Annotated in this window: 10 protein-coding genes and 1 pseudogene; 4 read left to right on the forward strand and 7 right to left on the reverse strand. The window is 71.4% G+C overall.

The features are described from left to right. The first annotated feature begins 32 nt into the window (after window positions 1–32). Window positions 33–1,622: an amidohydrolase gene (locus tag SYYSPA8_RS07060; RefSeq protein ID WP_323446080.1), complete on the forward strand. Its 1,590-nt coding sequence runs from the start codon at window positions 33–35 to the stop codon at window positions 1,620–1,622. Here SYYSPA8_RS07060 and SYYSPA8_RS07065 read toward each other — a convergent pair. After that, complete coding sequence (locus SYYSPA8_RS07065) at window positions 1,619–2,578, reverse strand: hypothetical protein (RefSeq protein ID WP_323446081.1); 960 nt, start codon at window positions 2,576–2,578, stop codon at window positions 1,619–1,621. The two genes, SYYSPA8_RS07060 and SYYSPA8_RS07065, sit on opposite strands and share 4 nt — an antisense overlap. A gap of 220 nt (window positions 2,579–2,798) precedes the next feature. Between SYYSPA8_RS07065 and SYYSPA8_RS07070 the strand changes: the two genes are divergently transcribed. Next, window positions 2,799–4,082, forward strand: a complete 1,284-nt coding sequence (locus SYYSPA8_RS07070; RefSeq protein WP_323446082.1) for a serine hydrolase domain-containing protein — start codon at window positions 2,799–2,801, stop codon at window positions 4,080–4,082. A gap of 120 nt (window positions 4,083–4,202) precedes the next feature. On the opposite strand, the gene SYYSPA8_RS07075 is transcribed toward SYYSPA8_RS07070, so the two are convergent. The 6 genes from SYYSPA8_RS07075 to SYYSPA8_RS07100 all read right to left on the reverse strand — a co-directional run bounded on the left by SYYSPA8_RS07075 (window position 4,203) and on the right by SYYSPA8_RS07100 (window position 11,665). Further along, on the reverse strand, window positions 4,203–5,171 hold the full coding sequence (locus SYYSPA8_RS07075; RefSeq protein WP_323446083.1) for a phosphatase PAP2 family protein: 969 nt from the start codon (window positions 5,169–5,171) through the stop codon (window positions 4,203–4,205). A 186-nt stretch (window positions 5,172–5,357) separates the two neighbouring features. After that, a complete protein-coding gene (locus SYYSPA8_RS07080; RefSeq protein WP_323446084.1) occupies window positions 5,358–6,452 on the reverse strand; it encodes a LacI family DNA-binding transcriptional regulator in 1,095 nt (364 codons plus the stop codon). 1 nt (window position 6,453) lies between these two features. After that, the gene (locus tag SYYSPA8_RS07085) at window positions 6,454–8,055 is read right to left on the reverse strand and encodes a glycoside hydrolase family 13 protein (protein ID WP_323446085.1); all 1,602 of its coding nucleotides are present in this window, start codon (window positions 8,053–8,055) and stop codon (window positions 6,454–6,456) included. A 232-nt stretch (window positions 8,056–8,287) separates the two neighbouring features. Continuing rightward, window positions 8,288–9,178 (reverse strand): sugar ABC transporter permease, encoded by an 891-nt coding sequence (locus SYYSPA8_RS07090; protein ID WP_323446086.1) that lies wholly within the window; start codon window positions 9,176–9,178, stop codon window positions 8,288–8,290. Next, window positions 9,175–10,116, reverse strand: a complete 942-nt coding sequence (locus SYYSPA8_RS07095; RefSeq protein WP_323446087.1) for a carbohydrate ABC transporter permease — start codon at window positions 10,114–10,116, stop codon at window positions 9,175–9,177. The genes SYYSPA8_RS07090 and SYYSPA8_RS07095 overlap by 4 nt, the downstream gene beginning before the upstream one ends. Before the next feature lie 250 nt (window positions 10,117–10,366). Beyond that, window positions 10,367–11,665, reverse strand: a complete 1,299-nt coding sequence (locus tag SYYSPA8_RS07100) for an extracellular solute-binding protein (RefSeq protein ID WP_323446088.1) — start codon at window positions 11,663–11,665, stop codon at window positions 10,367–10,369. A 465-nt stretch (window positions 11,666–12,130) separates the two neighbouring features. On the opposite strand from SYYSPA8_RS07100, the pseudogene SYYSPA8_RS07105 reads away from it, so the two are divergent. After that, a pseudogene (locus tag SYYSPA8_RS07105) lies at window positions 12,131–13,510 on the forward strand (alpha-amylase); the annotation flags it as partial. A 47-nt stretch (window positions 13,511–13,557) separates the two neighbouring features. Continuing rightward, the gene (pulA, locus tag SYYSPA8_RS07110) at window positions 13,558–18,879 is read left to right on the forward strand and encodes a pullulanase-type alpha-1,6-glucosidase (RefSeq protein ID WP_407705922.1); all 5,322 of its coding nucleotides are present in this window, start codon (window positions 13,558–13,560) and stop codon (window positions 18,877–18,879) included. Window positions 18,880–18,892 lie beyond the last annotated feature (13 nt).

Here is an 18,892-nt window from a genome sequence, read left to right on the forward strand (position 1 = left end):
CGCCGGCCCGCCCCGGCCCGAGGAGTGCACCCGTGCCCACAGCCGACACCGTCCTGACCGGAGCGAAGATCCGCACCCTGGACCCCGGCCGCCCGCACGCCACCGCCGTCGCCGTCAGGGACGGACTGATCGCGGCGGTCGGCGACGACCGGGACGCACGCGAATGGCGCGGCCCCGGCACCCGCCACCTCGACCTCGCCGGAGCCACCCTCACCCCCGGCTGGACCGACGCGCACAGCCACCCCGTCTGGGGACTCGAACTCGCCACCGGTACGGACCTCTCCGGCATCGACCGCCTGGAACCGCTGCGGGCCGCCCTGCGCACGGCCGAGCGCGTCGACGGCTGGATCCTCGCGTACGGTCTCGACCACAACGCCTTCGAGGGCCGCGAGCCCCACCACACCCTCATCGAGGACGCCGTCGGGGGAGCCCCCGCGTACATCCGGCTCTACGACGGACACTCCGCCCTCCTCAGCGAGCGGGCCCTGCGCCTCGCCCGGATCGACGGGCCCCACGCCTTCGACCAGCGGGCGAGCGTCGTGTGCGACCCGCAGGGCCGGCCCACCGGCCATCTGATCGAGCACGCCGCCATGGAGCTGGTCACCCCGGTCCTGCCCAAGACCCCCTGGCGCGAGCGCGCCGACCGGCTCACCGCCCTGCTCTCCTCGATGGCCGCGACCGGACTCACCTCGGCCCATGTCATGGACCTCGGCGGGGACGCGCTGCGGCTGCTCGCCGCCGTCGAGTCGGCGGGCGACCTGCCGCTGCGGCTGCGGCTCTCGCCGTGGTGCATGCCCGGCGCCGACGCCGCCGAACTGGCCTCCCTGGTCGCGCTCCAGCGGGAGCGGGGCCGCGACTGGTACGTGGACGGCGTGAAGTTCTTCATGGACGGCACCGTCGAGGGCGGCACCGCCTGGCTGGACCACCCGGACTGCCACGGCCGGGGCACGGAGGCGTTCTGGCCGGACCCCGGGGCGTACAGCGCGGCGGTACGGGTGCTGCACGGCGCGGGCGTCGCGACGGCGACCCACGCCATCGGGGACGCCGCCGTACGGCACGTCCTCGACACGGTCGCCTCGCTGCCCGAGGCCGCCGGCGGGCCGCTCCGGCACCGGATCGAGCACATCGAGACCGTGCCCGACGACCAGATCGGACGGTTCGCCCCGCTCGGCGTCGTGGCGTCGATGCAGCCGCCGCACGCCGCGTACACCCGGGCGGACCACAGCGACGCATGGTCCCGGCGGCTCGGGGACGAGCGGGCCGCGCGCGCCTGGCGCTGCCGTGATCTGCGGGACGCGGGCGCGGTGCTGGCACTCGGCTCGGACTGGCCGATCGCCGGCTACGACGCCCGGGGCATCCTCGCGACCGCGCGCGAACCCCGGGGCGCCTCGCCGGGCCCCGGGCTCACCGGCCTCATGGCCCTGGAGGGCCTGACCTCGCACGCCGCCCTCGCCGCGAACGAGCCGGAGCGCGCGGGCCGGATCGCCCCCGGGTTCCGCGCCGACTTCACGGCCCTGGCCGTCGACCCGGTAGGCGCCCCGGCGGACGAGGTGGCCTCGGCCCCGGTCACCCTGACCATGGCCTCGGGCCGCGTCACCCATCTCCTGGGACGACCTGTCTAGACGCGGGGCCTGGGCGGGGCGAGCTGACCCGTCGCGGTCAGCGCGAGACGGGAGAAGAGGGTCCCCGAGAAGCCGAAGAGCAGGGCGATCGCCAGCGCCAGCGGCCGGGTCGGGGCGTCCCAGGAGTTGGCGAGGAAGACCTCGCCCAGCAGATTCAGCTCCGGGTCGGACAGCATCCGCACCAGCAGCAGACCGCCCGACGCGGCCAGCGCGCCGCCGACCGGCGCGAGCACCAGGACACCCCACGACGAGGGGCGCTGGGACCGCAGCACACCGATCACCGGGGAGAGGAAGCCGCCCAGCGCGCCCATCAGCATGGTCAGCCGGTGGTCGAAGACGAGACCGAGGAGGAGCACCGCGCCCAGGCCGGTGATCGCGAGCCAGAGGGCGATGCGCTGCTGCTCGTACTCCTGCTCCGCCGCCGTGTCGTCCCGCCGGTGCACATGCTCCGTCGCGGCGATCAGCAGGGCCCGGGCGGCGGGCCCCTCGGCCGTGGCCAGGGACGCCGCCAGCTCCGCGTCGTCCCGCTCCGGCGACGCGGCCAGCCGCAGCCGCAGCGCCAGCACCCGGGCGGTGGTCTCCTCCGGCGGTTCGAGCCGCAGCAGCTGCCGTTCCGCCGCGTGCAGCACCCGCCAGGCCGCCGCCAGCTTCGACAGCGGGATCGCCACCACCAGCGCGTTGGGCCGCAGCCGCCAGACCACCATGTGGCCGCGCTCCAGGTCGTCCAGCCGGGCGTGGACGGCCGTCAGCGCCGCCGTCCGCGCCGGGTCCTGCTCCCCGCCCCCAGACGCGCCCAGCACGTCGGCCCGCGCCCGGCAGTCGCGTATCCGCCCCTGGAGCTGGCGGTAGCGGGGCGCCGCGATCAGCCCCCGGCTGGTGATGTACACGACGATCAGATAGCAGGCGCACACCAGCGCCAGGTCCCAGTCGCCGCCGCGCGGCAGTAACCCGCCCATCCCGAACCCCCGTTGTCCGAACCCCTGTTGGCTGAATCCCCGTGATGACCCCCCGGACGTCCCGGACCCGGACGTCCCCTGGCGCCCTACCCATTTCGGCGCATCCGCCATCGCTTCCCGGCCAAGGTGTTTCCGTGGATCAACCCCCGCCCGAGTGCCCACGGTCCTCTCTGGTGACATCCGATCGCGACCGCACCACCGGCATCAGGGGAGCAGCGATATGACGGCAGGACGACGGGTACGGCGTACACGGCGGGCAGGGCTGGTCGGGGTGGTCGCGGCGGCGGTGGCCGCCACGGTGTTCACCGTCCCCGCGCAGGCCCGCGACACCGGCGGCACCCGGGGCGGCGGCGGGGGACACGAGGCGACCCAGCGGGCCTTCGACACCCTGGTCGCGCAGGGCATCCCGGGGGTCACCGGCGAGGCGAGGGACTCGAAGGGGGTGTGGAAGGGCACGTCCGGGGTGGGCGACCTCGTGACGGGCACCCCGCGCGGGGCGCACGACAAGTACCGCGCCGGCAGCATCACCAAGACCTTCGTGGCGGTGGTGCTGCTCCAGATGGAGGCCGAGGGCCGGCTCGATCTGGACGACAGCGTCGAGAAGCATCTGCCGGGGCTGGTGCGCGGCAACGGCAACGACGGCCGGAAGATCACCGTACGGCAGCTGCTCAACCACACCAGCGGCCTCTTCAACTACACCAGCGACCCCGACTTCCGCGCGCGCAGCCTGCTCGCCCCCGGGTTCTTCCACTACCGCTACCACACGTACACCCCGCGTGACCTGGTACGGACCGCCCTGGCGCACCGGCCCGACTTCGCGCCCGGAACCCATCACTCCTACTCCAACACCGGTTATGTCCTGGCCGGGCTGATCATCGAGAAGGCCGGCGGGAACAGCTACGAGCACGAGATACGGGAGAGGATCATCGAGCCGCTGAAGCTGCGCGGCACCAGCCTCCCCGGGCGCGACCCCCGGATTCCGGCACCGAGCGCCCGCAACTACGCCACGATGAGCGACGACCCGGCCGCGACCAGGTACCACGAGGTGACCGAGAACAACATGTCGTGGGCGTGGGGGGTCGGGGACATCATCTCCACCACGGCCGATCTCAACCGCTTCCTGGGCACCCTGCTGCGGGGCGGGCTGCTGCCCGCGCGGCAGCTCGCCGCGATGAAGACCGCCGTCGCCACCCCCGGTGACGCCCTGTACTCCAGCTACGGCCTCGGGATCTACACCGTCCGCAACGGCTGCGGGGCCACGCTGTGGAGCCACAGCGGCGGTGTGAACGGAGCGGTGAGCGAGATGGTCGCCACTCCCGACGGCCGCCATCTGTTCAGCTACAACCTCAACGGGGTACGGGGGATGCCCACCGCGAACCCGGTGGACGCGGAGTTCTGCCCGCCCACGGGTGCCCCGGGAGGCACGGCGGGCACTGCGGCCACTGAGAGGGCACACCGGGAGCGGGACGCGGCCGCCGACCGCTGGGCGGCCCTGTCCCGCTGACGCCGGGGAGCCGAAGACCCCCTGTCGATTGCCGCATATCCCTGTGGCATATGCACACGCGCGCGGAACACTCCGGCCGGCAGGGCCTGTACGCGGGCCCCGCCGGCCGGAGTTCCGGTCTCAGGCGTGTGCCTTCTCACGCGCCTCGCGCGCCCCATTCGCCTCGGGCGCCCCGCCCGCGCGCTCCGCGCCGGGGGTCTTCGGCAGCCGGTGCGGCAGCGCGCGGTACCAGCCGTACGACAGTGCGAAACCGGCACCGAGGCAGAGAATTCCGCCCACCGCGTCCAACCAGAAATGATTCGCGGTGGCCACGATGACGACCAGGGTCGCCACCGGGTACAACAGGCCCAGAATCTTCGCCCAGGGCGCCGAGGCCAGCGCGAAAATGATGAGGCCGGACCAGAGCGACCAGCCGATGTGCATCGACGGCATGGCGGCGTATTGATTCGACATGTTCTTCAGGTCGCCGGAGGCCATGGAGCCCCAGGTCTCATGGACCAGAACGGTGTCGATGAAATGCACGCCCTCCATCAGCCGGGGCGGCGCGAGCGGGAAGAGGTAATAGCCGACGAGGGCCACCCCGGTCGTCGCGAAGAGCACCAGACGGCCCGCCGCGTAGCGCCCGGGATGCCAGCGGTAGAGCCAGACCAGGACACCGATCGTCACGATGAAGTGCAACGTCGCGTAGTAGTAGTTCATGGCCACGATCAGCCATGTGACCGAGTTCACGGCATGGTTGACCGTCTGCTCGAAAGCCAGGCCCAGGGATTTCTCGAACTCCCAGATCCAGTCGGCATTGCGCAGCGCGGCCACTTTCTGCTCGGGCACCGCGTTACGGATCAGTGAATAGGCCCAGTAACTGATCGCGATGAGCAGGATCTCGAACCAGATATGGGGCCGCCGGGGCGACCGCAATCCCTGGAAACGCTCCCGGAAAAGCCCCTGGAAAGAGGTGGGGCGACGGAGTCGCACGGAGCGGCGGGGGCCGGAGTTCGCGGACGTGGCAGGAGGGGAATCGACTGCGCCGTCCGCCATGAGTGAGGAGTCGATGGCCCTGCCATCCTTTGTCCGTGTGTTCGTCTCACCCATGGAACGAGAGTCTGCCAGACGCACGCTCACCCACCGATCATCCCCCGGGCTCGTCACCACCGCGACCGCTCCACCCCAAGGAGGATACGGCCTGCCCTTACGGAGGGTTTACAAGCGGTGGTAACGGGCACTGGAGCCGAGGCCGGTGCCGGTGCCGGGGCCGGACCGGATCCGACTCGGGGGCGCTCAGCCGCGCGGGGCCACCTTCGGACCCGACGCCGTGGAACCCCGGACCACCAGCTCCGGCATGAAGACGAACTCCCCGTACGTACCGGAATCCTCCCGGTCCGCCCCCGGGGCCGCCGACCCCGACCGGATCTCCTCCAGGAGCGCCCGCACCGCCGCCTGCCCCATCGCCGGCACCGGCTTGCGGACCGTGGTCAGCGGCGGATCGGTGAAGGCGATCAGCGGGGAGTCGTCGAACCCCACCACCGAGACGTCGTCCGGCACCTCCAGACCGCGCTGCCGCGCCGCCCGGATCGCCCCCAGCGCCATCATGTCGCTGGCGCACACCACCGCCGTGCACCCCCGGTCCAGCAGCGCCGACGCCGCCGCCTGCCCGCCCTCCAGCGAATACAGGGAGTGCTGGATCAACTCCGACTCCACGACCCCCGCCGCCAGCCCCAGCTGGTCCCGGACCACCGCCACGAAGCCCTCGATCTTCCGGACCACCGGCACGAACCGGCGCGGCCCGAGGGCCAGCCCGATCCGGGTGTGGCCGAGCGCCACCAGATGCGTCACGGCCAGCCTCATCGCCGCCCGGTCGTCCGGCGAGATGAAGGGCGCGCGCACCTTCGGCGAGAAGCCGTCGACCAGGACGAACGGCATGCCCTGGGCGCGCAGCTCCTCGTAGCGCCGCATGTCGGCGGTGGTGTCCGCGTGCAGCCCCGAGACAAAGATGATCCCCGAGACCCCCCGGTCCACCAGCATCTCCGTGAGCTGGTCCTCGGTGGCCCCGCCCGGCGTCTGCGTCGCCAGGATCGGCGTGTAGTCCTGCCGGGTCAGCGCCTGCTGGATCACCTGCGTCAGCGCCGGGAAGATCGGGTTGTCCAGCTCGGGGGTGATCAGGCCGACCAGCCCCGCGCTGCGCCGGCGCAGCCGCACGGGTCGCTCGTAGCCGAGTACGTCCAGGGCGGCGAGGACGGACTGACGGGTGGTCGCGGCGACACCGGGCTTGCCGTTGAGCACGCGGCTCACCGTCGCTTCGCTGACCCCCGCCTGGGCTGCTATGTCGGCCAGTCGTGCGGGTGCGGTCACAGGGGTGGACTGTACCCGCCGCATGTCAGACTGCCCACCAGACGCAGGTCTCGCCGGGGATACGGACCGAGCCGCCGCCGAACTCCAGCGCCGCCGAGGAGATCACCGGACGCCCCGGAACCGCCATCTCGGCCTCCGTGGCCAGGGTGTTCAGGGTGCAGACCAGGCCCGTGCGGCCGAAGGACAGCACGCCCTCGGGGGCCGCGAGCCACTCCAGCTCCCCGTCGCCGAGGCCCGGCAACTCCTTGCGCAGCGCCAGCGCCGAGCGGTACAGCTCCAGCGTGGAGCGCGGGTCGCCGCTCTGCGCCGCCACCGACAGGCCCCGCCAGGACTCCGGCTGCGGCAGCCAGCTCCCGCCGGGGCCGAAGCCGTACGGGGCCTCGGTGCCCGACCACGGCAGCGGCACCCGGCAGCCGTCCCGCATCCCGTCCTGGCCGTCGCCCCGGAAGAACGCCGGGTCCTGGCGGACCGCGTCCGGCAGCTCCTCGACCTCGGGCAGCCCCAGCTCCTCGCCCTGGTAGACATAGGCCGAGCCGGGCAGCGCCAGGGTCAGCAGCGCCGCCGCGCGGGCCCGGCGCAGCCCCTGCTCGCCGCCGCCGTAGCGGGTGGTGTGCCGGACCACGTCGTGGTTGGAGAGCACCCAGGTGGTGGGCGCGCCCACCGACGCGGTGGCCGCCAGCGACTCGTCGATCACCTTCCGCATGGCGGTGGCGTCCCAGTCGCACGTCAGGAACTGGAAGTTGAACGCCTGGTGCAGCTCGTCGGGGCGGACATAGAGCGCCAGCCGCTCGGAGGTGGGCGCCCAGGCCTCGGCGACGCCGATGCGCTCGCCCTCGTAACCGTCGAGCAGGGTCCGCCACGAGCGGTGGATCTCGTGCACACCGTCCTGGTCGAAGAAGGGCAGCACCTGGGCGCCGATCAGCTTGGCCTGCTCGCTCAGCCCGATGTCCGGCAGTCCTTCGGCCTTGACCATGCCGTGGGCGACGTCGATCCGGAAGCCGTCCACGCCCAGGTCCAGCCAGAAGCGGAGGATCGAGTCGAACTCCTCGCGGACCTCGGGCCGGTTCCAGTCGAGGTCCGGCTGCTCGGGTGCGAAGAGGTGCAGATACCAGTCGCCGGCCTCGGTGCGGGTCCACGCGGGGCCGCCGAAGACGGACTCCCAGTCGTTCGGCGGGAGTTCGCCGTGCTCGCCCTTGCCGGGCCGGAAGTGGTACAGCTCGCGCTCCGGGCCGCCGGCGAGGGCGGCGCGGAACCAGGCGTGCTGGTCGGAGGTGTGGTTGGGGACGATGTCGACGATGACCCGCAGCCCCAGCCGGTGGGCCTCGCGGACCAGGTCGTCGGCGTCGGCCAGGTCGCCGAAGAGCGGGTCGACCACCCGGTAGTCGGAGACGTCGTAGCCGCCGTCGGCCTGCGGCGAGGCGTAGAAGGGGGTGAGCCAGACGGCGTCGACGCCCAGCTCGGCGAGGTAGGGCAGCCGGCGCCGGACGCCGCGCAGATCCCCGATCCCGTCGCCGTCGCTGTCGGCGAAGGAGCGTACGTACACCTGGTAGATGACGGCGTCCCGCCACCAGCCGGCCTGCTGGGCGGCGGACTGGTCACGGAGGGTGGGAGCGAGCTCCTGGGTCATGTACGTTCCCTTGAAAGTCATCAAATACGTTGTTGTGCTGGCATCTGCTGGGAGTTGTCCGCTGCGATACCGTCTGCTACGGAGTTGTCCCCGTACAGGATGTTTTCCCGGTACGGGAGTGTTCTCCCCGGTGTCCCCGTGCTCAACGCTTCCGGTACGGCCCCGGACACCAGAGCGGGCCCCCGGCCCGGGCACACGGGCGGGCCCCCGCCCGCGCCGGGCGCCTCGCGGCTCAGCCCTTGGTGCCGCCCGCCGTCAGCCCCGCGACCAGATGCTTCTGCGCGAAGAAGAACAGCAGCGCCGCCGGCAGCATGATCAGTACCGAGGACGCGGTCATCAGACCCCATTCGGCGCGGTGCGGTCCGACGAAGGTCTGGAGCCCGACGGCCAGCGTGTACTTGGTCTCGCTGCTCATGAACTGGGTGGCGAAGGCGACCTCGCCCCAGGCGGTGAGGAAGGTGTAGAACGCGGTCACCGCGAGCCCCGGCCGGGCCAGCGGCACGATCAGCCGCCAGAACGTGCCGAACGGAGTGAGCCCGTCCACCCGGCCCGACTCGTCGATCTCGACCGGGACGGTGTCGAAGTACCCCTTCAGCATCCAGGCGCAGAACGGCACCGACACCGAGCAGTAGGTCAGGATCAGACCGCCGTAGCTGTCCAGCAGCCCCAGCGCGCCGAGGATGTTGTAGAGCGGCACGATCAGCACCGCCACCGGGAACATCTGGCAGATCAGGAAGGTCCACATCAGCGGCGCGTGCCCGGGGAACCGCATCCGGGACAGCGCGTACCCGGCGCTCGCCGAGATCAGCACGCCCACCAGCATGGTGCCGACGGCGATGACGACCGAGTTCAGCATCCAGGTCGCGAACTCGGTCTCGCCCAGCACATGCGTGTAGTTGGAGAGCGTGAAGCCCTCCATCTCCATGGGGTGGGTCCAGCCGTTCTCGCCCCGGATCGACACCAGGAAGATGAAGACGACGGGGAAGACGGCGATCAGGCTGGCGACGGCCAGGGTGGTGTGCAGGGCTATGGAGGCGCCCCGGGAGCGCTCGTCGCGGCCGCGCACCTGAAGCGGTACGACGTCCGTCGTCCGGGCCCGCTCCCGCTGTTGCAGGGTGGTCACTTGGCGGCCTCCTGACGCTTGAGCATCCCTCGGTAGAACACGGAGAAGACCAGGAGCAGGGAGAGGATCACGATGCCGTACGAGGCGGAGCCCGCGTAGTCCCGTACGCCCTGGAAGGCGAGCCGGTACGCGTAGGTCACCAGGATCTCGCTCTCGGTGCCACCGGCCTGGCCGATCACCAGGAAGATGATCGGGAACATGTTGAAGGTCCAGATGGTGCCCAGCAGCACGATCGTGGAGCTGACCGGCCGCAGCCCGGGCAGGGTCACGTTCCAGAACCGCTGCCAGGGCGAGGCGCCGTCCATCTCGGCGGCCTCGTACAGCTCGCGCGGGATGGACTGGAGGCCGCCGAGGATGGCGACCATCATGAACGGCACCCCCAGCCAGGTGTTCACCGCGATGACGGACAGCTTCTGGACGAAGGGGTCGCCCAGCCAGTCCACCGGGGCGACGCCGATCTTCCCCAGCAGGGCGTTGAACACACCGTTGTTGGTGTTGTACATCAGCTTCCAGGCGAACGCGGCGACGAACGCCGGGACCGCCCACGGCAGGATCAGCAGCACCCGGTAGACCGAGCGGCCCCGCAGCTTGCGGTTGAGCAGCAGCGCCAGGGCGAGACCGATGGTGTAGTGCAGGACGACACAGCTCGCCGTCCAGGCGATCGTCCAGGTCAGCCGGGGGTAGAAGGAGCCCTCCCGGCCGGAGAGGATGTGCCAGTAGTTGTCGAGTCCGACGTACTGGTAGGTCGCCGGGACGGTGAAGTCGCCGATCGTCCGGCCGATGTTGGCCTCGTTGGCGTCGGTGAACGAGAGATAGATGCCCCGGCCCAGCGGATAGCCGACGAGCACGGCGAGGACCACCACCACGGGCAGGACCATGGCCCACGCGTACCAGTGGGTGGCGAAGGACCGTCTGGTCCTGACTATGAGGGTGCTCATCATTCTCCGGTTGTCTCCGGGAGGTGGCTTGCGGGGTCGTACGGGTACGGGCCCGGGGGTCCGGGCCGGGGGCCGGACCGGCCGGCTGGGCGCGTGGGAATCCGTCCCACGCGATGGCGGGGCGGCTCCCCCAGCCGGCCGGACCGGGGCCTGGGGGCCGCGCGCGTGGCGGCGGCCCGGTGCCCTTCCGGTGCGGCCCCCTGCTCCGGTGCGGTCCGGTGCGGTGCTCCGGGGGCCGGGGCGGGTGGGGTCAGCCGACCGTGTAGTCCTTCAGGAGCTTGGTGTTCCACTCCTTGGCCAGCGCGTCCAGGCCGTCCTTCGGGGAGGTGTCGCCGCGCAGGATCTTCACGTAGTGCTGGTCGAAGGCGACGAAGAGGTCACCGACGCCGGGGATCACCGGGCGGGACTTGGAGACGGTCAGGGCCTGCTGGAACGCCTTCTTCACCGGGTCGGCCACCACCTCGGCCGTGTACGCGGACTTCCGCGTCGGCAGGGTGTTGATCTCCTTCGCGGTCAGCTCCTGGCTCTTCGCGGAGGACATGAACTTCACGAAGAGGTAGGAGGCGTCCTTGTTCTTCGAGCCCCGGTAGACCGAGTAGTTGTGGCCGCCGATCGGGGCCGCCGCCGTACCGGAGGAGCCGCCCGGGATGTTGGCGATGCCCAGGTTGGCCTTGTCCGTGAACGCCTTGCCGCCGTAGCTGTCGCTCACCGACCACGGCCCGTTGACGATCATGGCGACCTTGCCGTCCTTGAACGCCGTCTGCGCCGCGACATAGCCGTCGGTGGTGGCCGGCTTCAGGGCGACGTCGGACTTGGTCAGCTGGAGCGCGGTCTCCATGGCCTTCACGGCCTCCGGCGAGTTGACCGTGATCTTCTTCTGCTCGACGTCGAGCATGTCCGCGCCCTCGCCGTAGAGGAACGCCAGCGAGAAGTAGCCCTCGGGGTTGAGCATGGTGCCGGTGACACCGGTCTTCTTCTTGATCGTCTTCGCCGTGGCGATGAACTCGTCCCACGTCGCCGGCGGCTTGGCGATCCCGGCCTTCTCGAACAGCTCCTTGTTGTAGAGGAGCCCCAGGGTGTCGGTGACCTGCGGGACACCGACGGTCTCGTTGTTCCACTTCGCGGTGGACAGCGGGCCGGGCAGGAAGTCGGCCGCGTCGTCCAGGGCGGGGGTGCCGTCGAGCGGCTGGAGGTAGCCGAGGTTCGCGAACCCGGCGGACCAGCCCACGTCCGTGCGGATGACGTCAGGGGCGCCCTTGCCCGACTGCGCCGCCGTCTTGAACTTCTGCTCCGCCTGGTCGAAGGAGACCGAGGTGCGGTTCACCTTGATCTTCGGGTACTCGTCCTGGAAGGCCTCGACCAGCTTGTCGTACGTGGGGCCCTCGGCCTCGTTGGACGTGTCCCACCAGGTGATGGAACCGGACACGCTCTGCGGGTCCTCGGCGGCCTTCTTCCCACTGCTGTCGCCGCCGCCCTCGCTGCCGCCGCAGGCGGTGGCGGTCAGAGCCAGCACGCCGGCTATCGCGGCGACGGTGATGCCCCTGCGCATGGTGATCTCCTCATTGAGGTCAGGCGCCTGGCCTGTCCTCGGGCCGGGCTGCGGCGTGAAGTTAACAGTCCTGCAAGACTTTGCGAAAGACCTTGCAGAACAAAATCGGCAAGATTTCGATGTTGTGACCTCCTCGTGTCCTGCGGATGTCGTAGCAGCTACCAGGCGGTGTGCTGCGGGGGTTGACCTGCCGACCGGGCTCTTTTACGGTCTGCTGCCAGGCAGTGAAGGAAGGTTGCCGCACCATCCGGCGAGCCGCCCGGACATGACAGGAAACCGACGTAAACGGCAGGAACCCGACAGGGTGACCGGCTGTCCGGCAGTCGGCTTGCAGAAAAGTTCAAGAGCCTTTCAGGGCACGGCGCGTTGTCTGACGAGGCTGTCCGCCCCCGGCCGAGAGCCCTCACAGGGCCGGGGGTGCCGCACACATCCCCCACCCGTGCACAGCGTTGTGCAGGAGGAGATATGGCCAGCAGACCTCTGGCGGCCGCGCTCGCCCTCGTGGCAGCCGTGGCGGCCGCCGTCATGGCGCCCGCGGGCACCGCGCAGGCGGCCCCGCCCGGAACGAAGGACGTCACCGCCGTCCTCTTCGAGTGGCGCTTCGACTCGGTGGCGAAAGCCTGTACCGACACCCTCGGCCCGGCCGGCTACGGCCAGGTCCAGGTCTCCCCGCCGCAGGAACACATCCAGGGGCCCCAGTGGTGGACCTCGTACCAGCCCGTGAGCTACCGGATCGCCGGACGGCTCGGTGACCGGGCCGCCTTCGCCTCGATGGTGAACACCTGCCACACCGCCGGGGTGAAGGTCGTCGTGGACGCCGTCATCAACCACATGGCCGCGGGCGACGGCACCGGCACCGGCGGAACGGCGTACCGCAAGTACGACTATCCCGGGATCTACTCCGGCGCCGACCTGGACGACTGCCGCCACCCCATCGTCAACTACCAGGACCGCTGGCACGTCCAGCACTGCGAACTGGTCGGCCTCGCCGACCTCGACACCGGCGAGGAGTACGTCCGGGGCCGGATCGCCGGCTATCTGAACGACCTGCTCTCCCTCGGCGTCGACGGCTTCCGGATCGACGCCGCCAAGCACATGCCCGCCGCCGACCTCGCGAACATCAGGTCCCGGCTCACCCGGCCCGGCGTGTACTGGAAGCAGGAGGTCATCCACGGCGACGGCGAGCCGGTGGGCCCCGGCGAATACCTGGGGACCGGCGACGTCCAGGAGTTCCGCTACGCCCGCGACCTCAAACGCGTCTTCCACCACGAGAACCTGGCCTACCTGCGCAACTACGGCGAGGGCTGGGGCTATCTGCCCTCAGGGCAGGCCGGCGTCTTCGTCGACAACCACGACACCGAACGCCTCGGCGACACCCTCAGCTACAAGGACGGCGCCCTCTACACCCTCGCGAACGTCTTCATGCTGGCCTGGCCCTACGGCGCGCCCGATGTGCACTCCGGTTACGAGTGGACCGACAAGGACGCGGGCCCGCCCAACGGCGGCCGGGTCGACGCCTGCTGGCGCGACGGCTGGAAGTGCCAGCACGCCTGGCCCGAGATAGCCGCGATGGTCGGCTTCCGCAACGCCGTCCGGGGCGAGCCGGTCGCCCACTGGTGGGACAACGGCGCCGACCGCATCGCCTTCGGGCGCGGTACCAAGGGCTATGTGGCCATCAACCGCGAGGCCGGGACGCTGACCCGCGAATTCCAGACCGGGCTGCCGGCCGGGACGTACTGCGACGTCCAGTCGGGCCGCGGCGTCACCGTGAACCCGTCCGGCCGCTTCACGGCGAGCCTCGCCCCGAACACCGCCCTCGCTCTCCACGTGGCCAAACGTTCCTGCTCGTAGTCGTACCCCCATCGACAACCCTCCGCACACGGGAGACAACCGTGATACGCCCCAGAACGGCGGCGGCCACCCTGGCCGCCGCCCTCTGCGCCACCCTCCTGCCCGCCACGCCCGCCCTCGCGGCGGCGCCCGGCGCCAAGGCCCCCCGTCCCCCCTCCGACGCCCGGCTCGCCGCCGAGCCCACGCGCCACGACCGGACCCGGGAGCAGTTCTACTTCGTCCTGCCGGACCGGTTCGCCAACGGCGACACCCGCAACGACCGGGGCGGCCTCACCGGCTCCCGGCTCGCGACCGGCTTCGACCCCGCCGACAAGGGCTTCTACCAGGGCGGCGACCTCAAGGGCCTCACCGCGAAGCTCGACTACATCAAGGGCCTCGGCACCACCGCCATCTGGCTCGCCCCGATCTTCAAGAACCGGCCCGTGCAGGGCGAGGGCAAGGACGCCAGCGCCGGCTACCACGGCTACTGGATCACCGACTTCACCCAGGTCGACCCCCACTTCGGCACCAACGCCGACCTGGAGCGCCTGATCGACGCCGCCCACGCCAAGGGCATGAAGGTCTACTTCGACGTCATCACCAACCACACCGCCGACACCATCGACTACGCCGAGAAGAAGTACGGCTACAAGCCCAAGGGCGCCTTCCCCTACCTCGACCGCACCGGCCGGCCCTTCGACGACACGGCCGACCGCGACGGCGTCCCGGCCGTGGACGGCGACACGTTCCCGTACACCCCGAGCCCCCGTGACACCGGCAAGGTGCCCGCCTGGCTCAACGACCCCACGATGTACCACAACCGGGGCGATTCCACCTTCGCCGGGGAGAGCGCCGAGCACGGCGACTTCTCCGGTCTGGACGATCTGTGGACCGAGCGGCCCGAGGTCGTGCGGGGCATGGAGCGGATCTACCAGAAGTGGGTGCGGGACTTCGACATCGACGGTTTCCGGATCGACACCGTGAAACACGTCGACATGGAGTTCTGGACCCAGTGGGCGACCGCCCTCGACGCGTACGCGGCGAAGCAGGGCCGGGACGACTTCTTCATGTTCGGCGAGGTCTACTCCGCCGACCCGGCGCAGACCGCGCCCTACGTGACCCGGGGGCGGCTCGACTCGACCCTCGACTTCCCCCTCCAGGACGCCGCCCGCGCCTACGCCTCCCAGGGGGCGCCCGCCGACCGGCTGGCCAGGGTCTTCGCCCAGGACCACCGCTACACCACCGACCGGGCCAACGCGTACAGCCAGGTCAGCTTTCTCGGCAACCACGACATGGGCCGGATCGGGACCTTCCTGAAGCAGGACAACCCGAAGGCCACGGACGCCGAACTCGTCCGCCGGGCCCGGCTCGCCAACGAGCTGATGTTCCTCTCCCGGGGCAACCCCGTCGTCTACTCCGGCGACGAGCAGGGCTTCACGGGCGCCGGCGGCGACAAGGACGCCCGCCAGCCCCTGTTCGCGTCGGCGACCCCCGACTACCTGGACGACGACCAGCTGGGCACCGACCGCACCCACGCCGCCGACGCCTACGACACCGCCCACCCCCTCTACCGTTCGATCGCCGCGCTCTCCGAGCTGACCACGGCGCACCCGGCGCTCCGGGACGGCGTCCAGCAGCAGCGGTACGCCGAGGGCTCCGTGTACGCGCACTCGCGCACCGACGCCAAGCGGCGCGTCGAGTACGTCGTCGCTGTCAACAACGCCACCGGGCCCCGCACGGTGGAGCTGACCACCGGCACCGCCCACGCCTCCTTCCGCGGCCTCTACGGCGGCCACGCGCCCGTCCGCAGCGGCGCCGACCGCCGGATCACCGTCACCGTGCCCGCGCTCTCCACCGTCGTGCTCCGGGCGGACCGGCCCCAGCCGCTGCCCACGGAGAAGCCCGTGGTCAGCCTGCAGACCCCGGCCGCCGGGGCCAGCGGCACCGTGGAGATCGGCGCGGACGCGGACGGCGGACAGCTCGGCCGGGTCGTCTTCGCCGCGCAGGTGGGCAACGGCCCCTGGCGGACGCTGGGCACCGCCGACCACGCCCCCTACCGGGTCACGCAGTACCTCGGCCCCGAGGTGAAGGCCGGGACGCCGCTGCGGTACAAGGCCGTCGCCGTCGACGCCGCCGGACGCACCGATTCCGCGACCGGTTCCACCACCGCCGGAGCCACCCCGCCGCCGCAGAAGCCGGTCGCCGTCGAGCGCGCGTACGCGGTCGTCCACCACCGCCGCGCCGATGGGGAGTACGAGGGGCTGCGGCTGCGCACCCCGTACGGCGAGGCCGCCTTCACGGGCCGGGACGCGTACGGCGCGTTCGCCTGGGTGAAGCTCCCCGAGGGCGCCGCGACCGTCCCGTACACGATCATCGGCGGGGACGGGAGCGCGGACGGACCCGAGCGGACCGTCGACCTCTCCCGCACCGGGCAGGTCTGGACCGAGCAGGGCAAGGACGGCCAGGCCGACCGCGCGCCCGCCGGGGTCTACCCGCCGCAGGACAAGTCCAAGGCGCTCCTGCGCTACCACCGCCCCGGCGGCGACTACGACGGCTGGGGGCTGCACACCTGGACCGGGGCCGCGAACCCCACCGACTGGGCGAAGCCGCTGATGCCCGTCAGCAAGGACTCCTACGGTGTCACCTTCGAGGTCCCGCTCGCGCCCGGCGCCACCTCGCTCAGCTACATCCTCCACAAGGGCGACGAGAAGGACCTGCCCGCCGACCAGTCCCTCGACCTCGCCACCCACGGCAACGAGGTCCATCTGCTCGCCGGCCGGCCGGGCTATCTCCTGCCCCAGGCGGGGGCCGTGCCCGCGCTCGACCTCGGCAGGGCCGAGGCCCAGTGGATCGACCGGGACACCGTCGTCTGGAAGGTGCGGGCCACCGACGCCACCAGCCAGCAGCTCGTGTACGCGCCCGGCGGCATCGACGTCGTGGACGGCGCCCTCAGCGACGAGGGCCGCTGGCTCCGCCTCACGACCGGCACCCTGACCGACGCGCAGAAGGCGAAGTTCCCGCACCTCGCCCAGTACCCGGCGTTCACCGTCGACCCGCGCGACCGCGACCGCGTGAAGGACGCCCTGCGCGGCCAGATCGTCGCCACCCAGCGGGCCGCGAACGGGGCGCTCCTCGCCGCGACCGGGGTGCAGATCCCCGGCGTCCTGGACGACCTGTACGCGGGCAGGGCCACGAAGGCCGCCCTCGGCCCGGCCTTCGACCGGCGCGGCGTCACCCTCTCCGTGTGGGCTCCCACCGCCTCCGCCGTCCGTCTCGAACTCGGCGGCCGTACGGTCCCGATGCGCCGCGACGACGCCAGCGGCGTCTGGTCCGTGACCGGCCCCCAGAGCTGGCGGAACAAGGCGTACCGCTACCAGGTCTCCGTCTGGGCGCCCAGCGTCCGCAAGAACGTCGTCAACAAGGTCACCGACCCCTATTCCACGGCGCTGACCACCGACTCCGTCCAGAGCCTCGCCGTCGACCTGCGCGATCCGAAGCTGGCCCCGAAGGGCTGGCGCACCCTGCGCAAACCCGCCGCGACCCCGCTGCGGAACGCGCAGATCCAGGAGCTGCACATCCGTGACTTCTCCATCGCGGACCGCACGGCGAAGCACCCCGGCCGCTACCGGGCCTTCACCGACCGGGGCTCCGACGGCATGCGGCACCTGAAGAAGCTCGCGGACGCGGGCACCTCGTACGTCCATCTGCTGCCCGCCTTCGACATCGGCACCATCCCCGAGCGCGAGCGGGACCAGCAGCGGCCCGGCTGCGACCTCGCCTCCTACGCCCCCGACTCCGACCGGCAGCAGGAGTGCGTGGCGAAGGCCGCCGCGAAGGACGGCTACAACTGGGGCTACGACCCGCTGCACTACACCGTCCCCGAGGGCTCCTACGCCTCCGACCCCGAGGGCCCCCGCCGGACCGTCGAATTCCGGGAGATGGTCGCCGGGCTCAACGCCACCGGGCTGCGGACCGTGATGGACGTCGTCTACAACCACACCGTCGCCGCCGGCCAGTCCGACAAGTCCGTCCTGGACCGGATCGTCCCCGGCTACTACCAGCGGCTCCTGGCCGACGGCTCCGTCGCCACCTCCACCTGCTGCGCCAACACCGCGCCCGAGCACGCGATGATGGGCAAGCTCGTCGTGGACTCGATCGTCACCTGGGCGAAGGAGTACAAGGTCGACGGCTTCCGCTTCGATTTGATGGGCCACCACCCCAAGGCCAACATGCTCGCCGTGCGCGCGGCCCTGGACGCCCTGACGCCCGCGAAGGACGGCGTCGACGGAAAGAAGGTCATCCTGTACGGGGAAGGCTGGAACTTCGGCGAGATCGCCGACGACGCCCGCTTTATTCAGGCCACCCAGAAGCACATGGCCGGAACCGGTATTTCCACCTTCTCCGACCGGGCCCGCGACGCCGTGCGCGGCGGCGGCCCCTTCGACGAGGACCCCGGCGTCCAGGGCTTCGCCTCCGGTCTGCACACCGACCCCAACCCGGCCGCCGACAACGGCACCCCCGCCGAACAGAAGGCCCGGCTGCTGCACTATCAGGACCTCATCAAGGTCGGACTGACCGGAAATCTCGCCTCGTACACCTTCACCGACACCCGGGGCCGGACCGTCAAGGGCTCCGACGTCGACTACAACGGCGCCCCCGCCGGCTACGCGCGGGACCCGGGCGACGCGCTCGCCTATAGCGACGCCCACGACAACGAGACGCTGTACGACGCCCTCGCCTTCAAGCTCCCGAAGGGGACGACGGCGGCCGACCGGGCCCGCGCGCACGTCCTCGCGATGGCGACGGCGACCCTCTCGCAGGGGCCCGCGCTCTCCCAGGCGGGCACCGACCTGCTGCGTTCCAAGTCGCTCGACCGCAACTCGTACGACAGCGGCGACTGGTACAACGCCATCCAGTGGGACTGCCGCTCCGGCAACGGCTTCGGCCGGGGGCTGCCGCCCGCCGCCGACAACCGCCCCAAGTGGGAGTACGCCAAGCCGCTGCTGACCGCGCCGACCCTCACCCCGGGCTGTACGGAGATCAACGGCGCGGCCGCCGCCCACCGCGATCTGCTCCGGATCCGCACCACTGAGAAGGCCCTCGGCCTGAGCACGGCGGAGCAGGTGCGCTCCGAGGTCTCCTTCCCGCTCTCCGGACCGGACGAGACCCCCGGTGTGATCACCATGCGCGCCGGTGACCTGGTCGTCGTCTTCAACGCCACCCCGGAGCGGCAGGTCCAGCGGATCGACGCGCTCGCGGACACCGCGTACGCGCTCCACCCCGTGCAGGCCGGCGGCGCGGACCCGGTGGTGCGGACCGCGTCGTACCGGAAGGGGTCCTTCGAGGTCCCGCCGCGGACGGTCGCCGTCTTCCAGCGCCGCTGACGCCTCCCCCGCA

This window comes from Streptomyces yaizuensis (assembly GCF_034961445.1).
Classification (GTDB): domain Bacteria; phylum Actinomycetota; class Actinomycetes; order Streptomycetales; family Streptomycetaceae; genus Streptomyces; species Streptomyces yaizuensis.

Coding starts and splice junctions, on each gene's coding strand:
- SYYSPA8_RS07085 (WP_323446085.1), bottom strand. CDS start 8,055: ATGACCCAGGAGCTCGCTCCCACCCTCCGTGACCAGTCCGCCGCCCAG.
- SYYSPA8_RS07095 (WP_323446087.1), bottom strand. CDS start 10,116: ATGAGCACCCTCATAGTCAGGACCAGACGGTCCTTCGCCACCCACTGG.
- SYYSPA8_RS07080 (WP_323446084.1), bottom strand. CDS start 6,452: ATGCGGCGGGTACAGTCCACCCCTGTGACCGCACCCGCACGACTGGCC.
- SYYSPA8_RS07070 (WP_323446082.1), top strand. CDS start 2,799: ATGACGGCAGGACGACGGGTACGGCGTACACGGCGGGCAGGGCTGGTC.
- SYYSPA8_RS07100 (WP_323446088.1), bottom strand. CDS start 11,665: ATGCGCAGGGGCATCACCGTCGCCGCGATAGCCGGCGTGCTGGCTCTG.
- SYYSPA8_RS07075 (WP_323446083.1), bottom strand. CDS start 5,171: ATGGGTGAGACGAACACACGGACAAAGGATGGCAGGGCCATCGACTCC.
- SYYSPA8_RS07065 (WP_323446081.1), bottom strand. CDS start 2,578: ATGGGCGGGTTACTGCCGCGCGGCGGCGACTGGGACCTGGCGCTGGTG.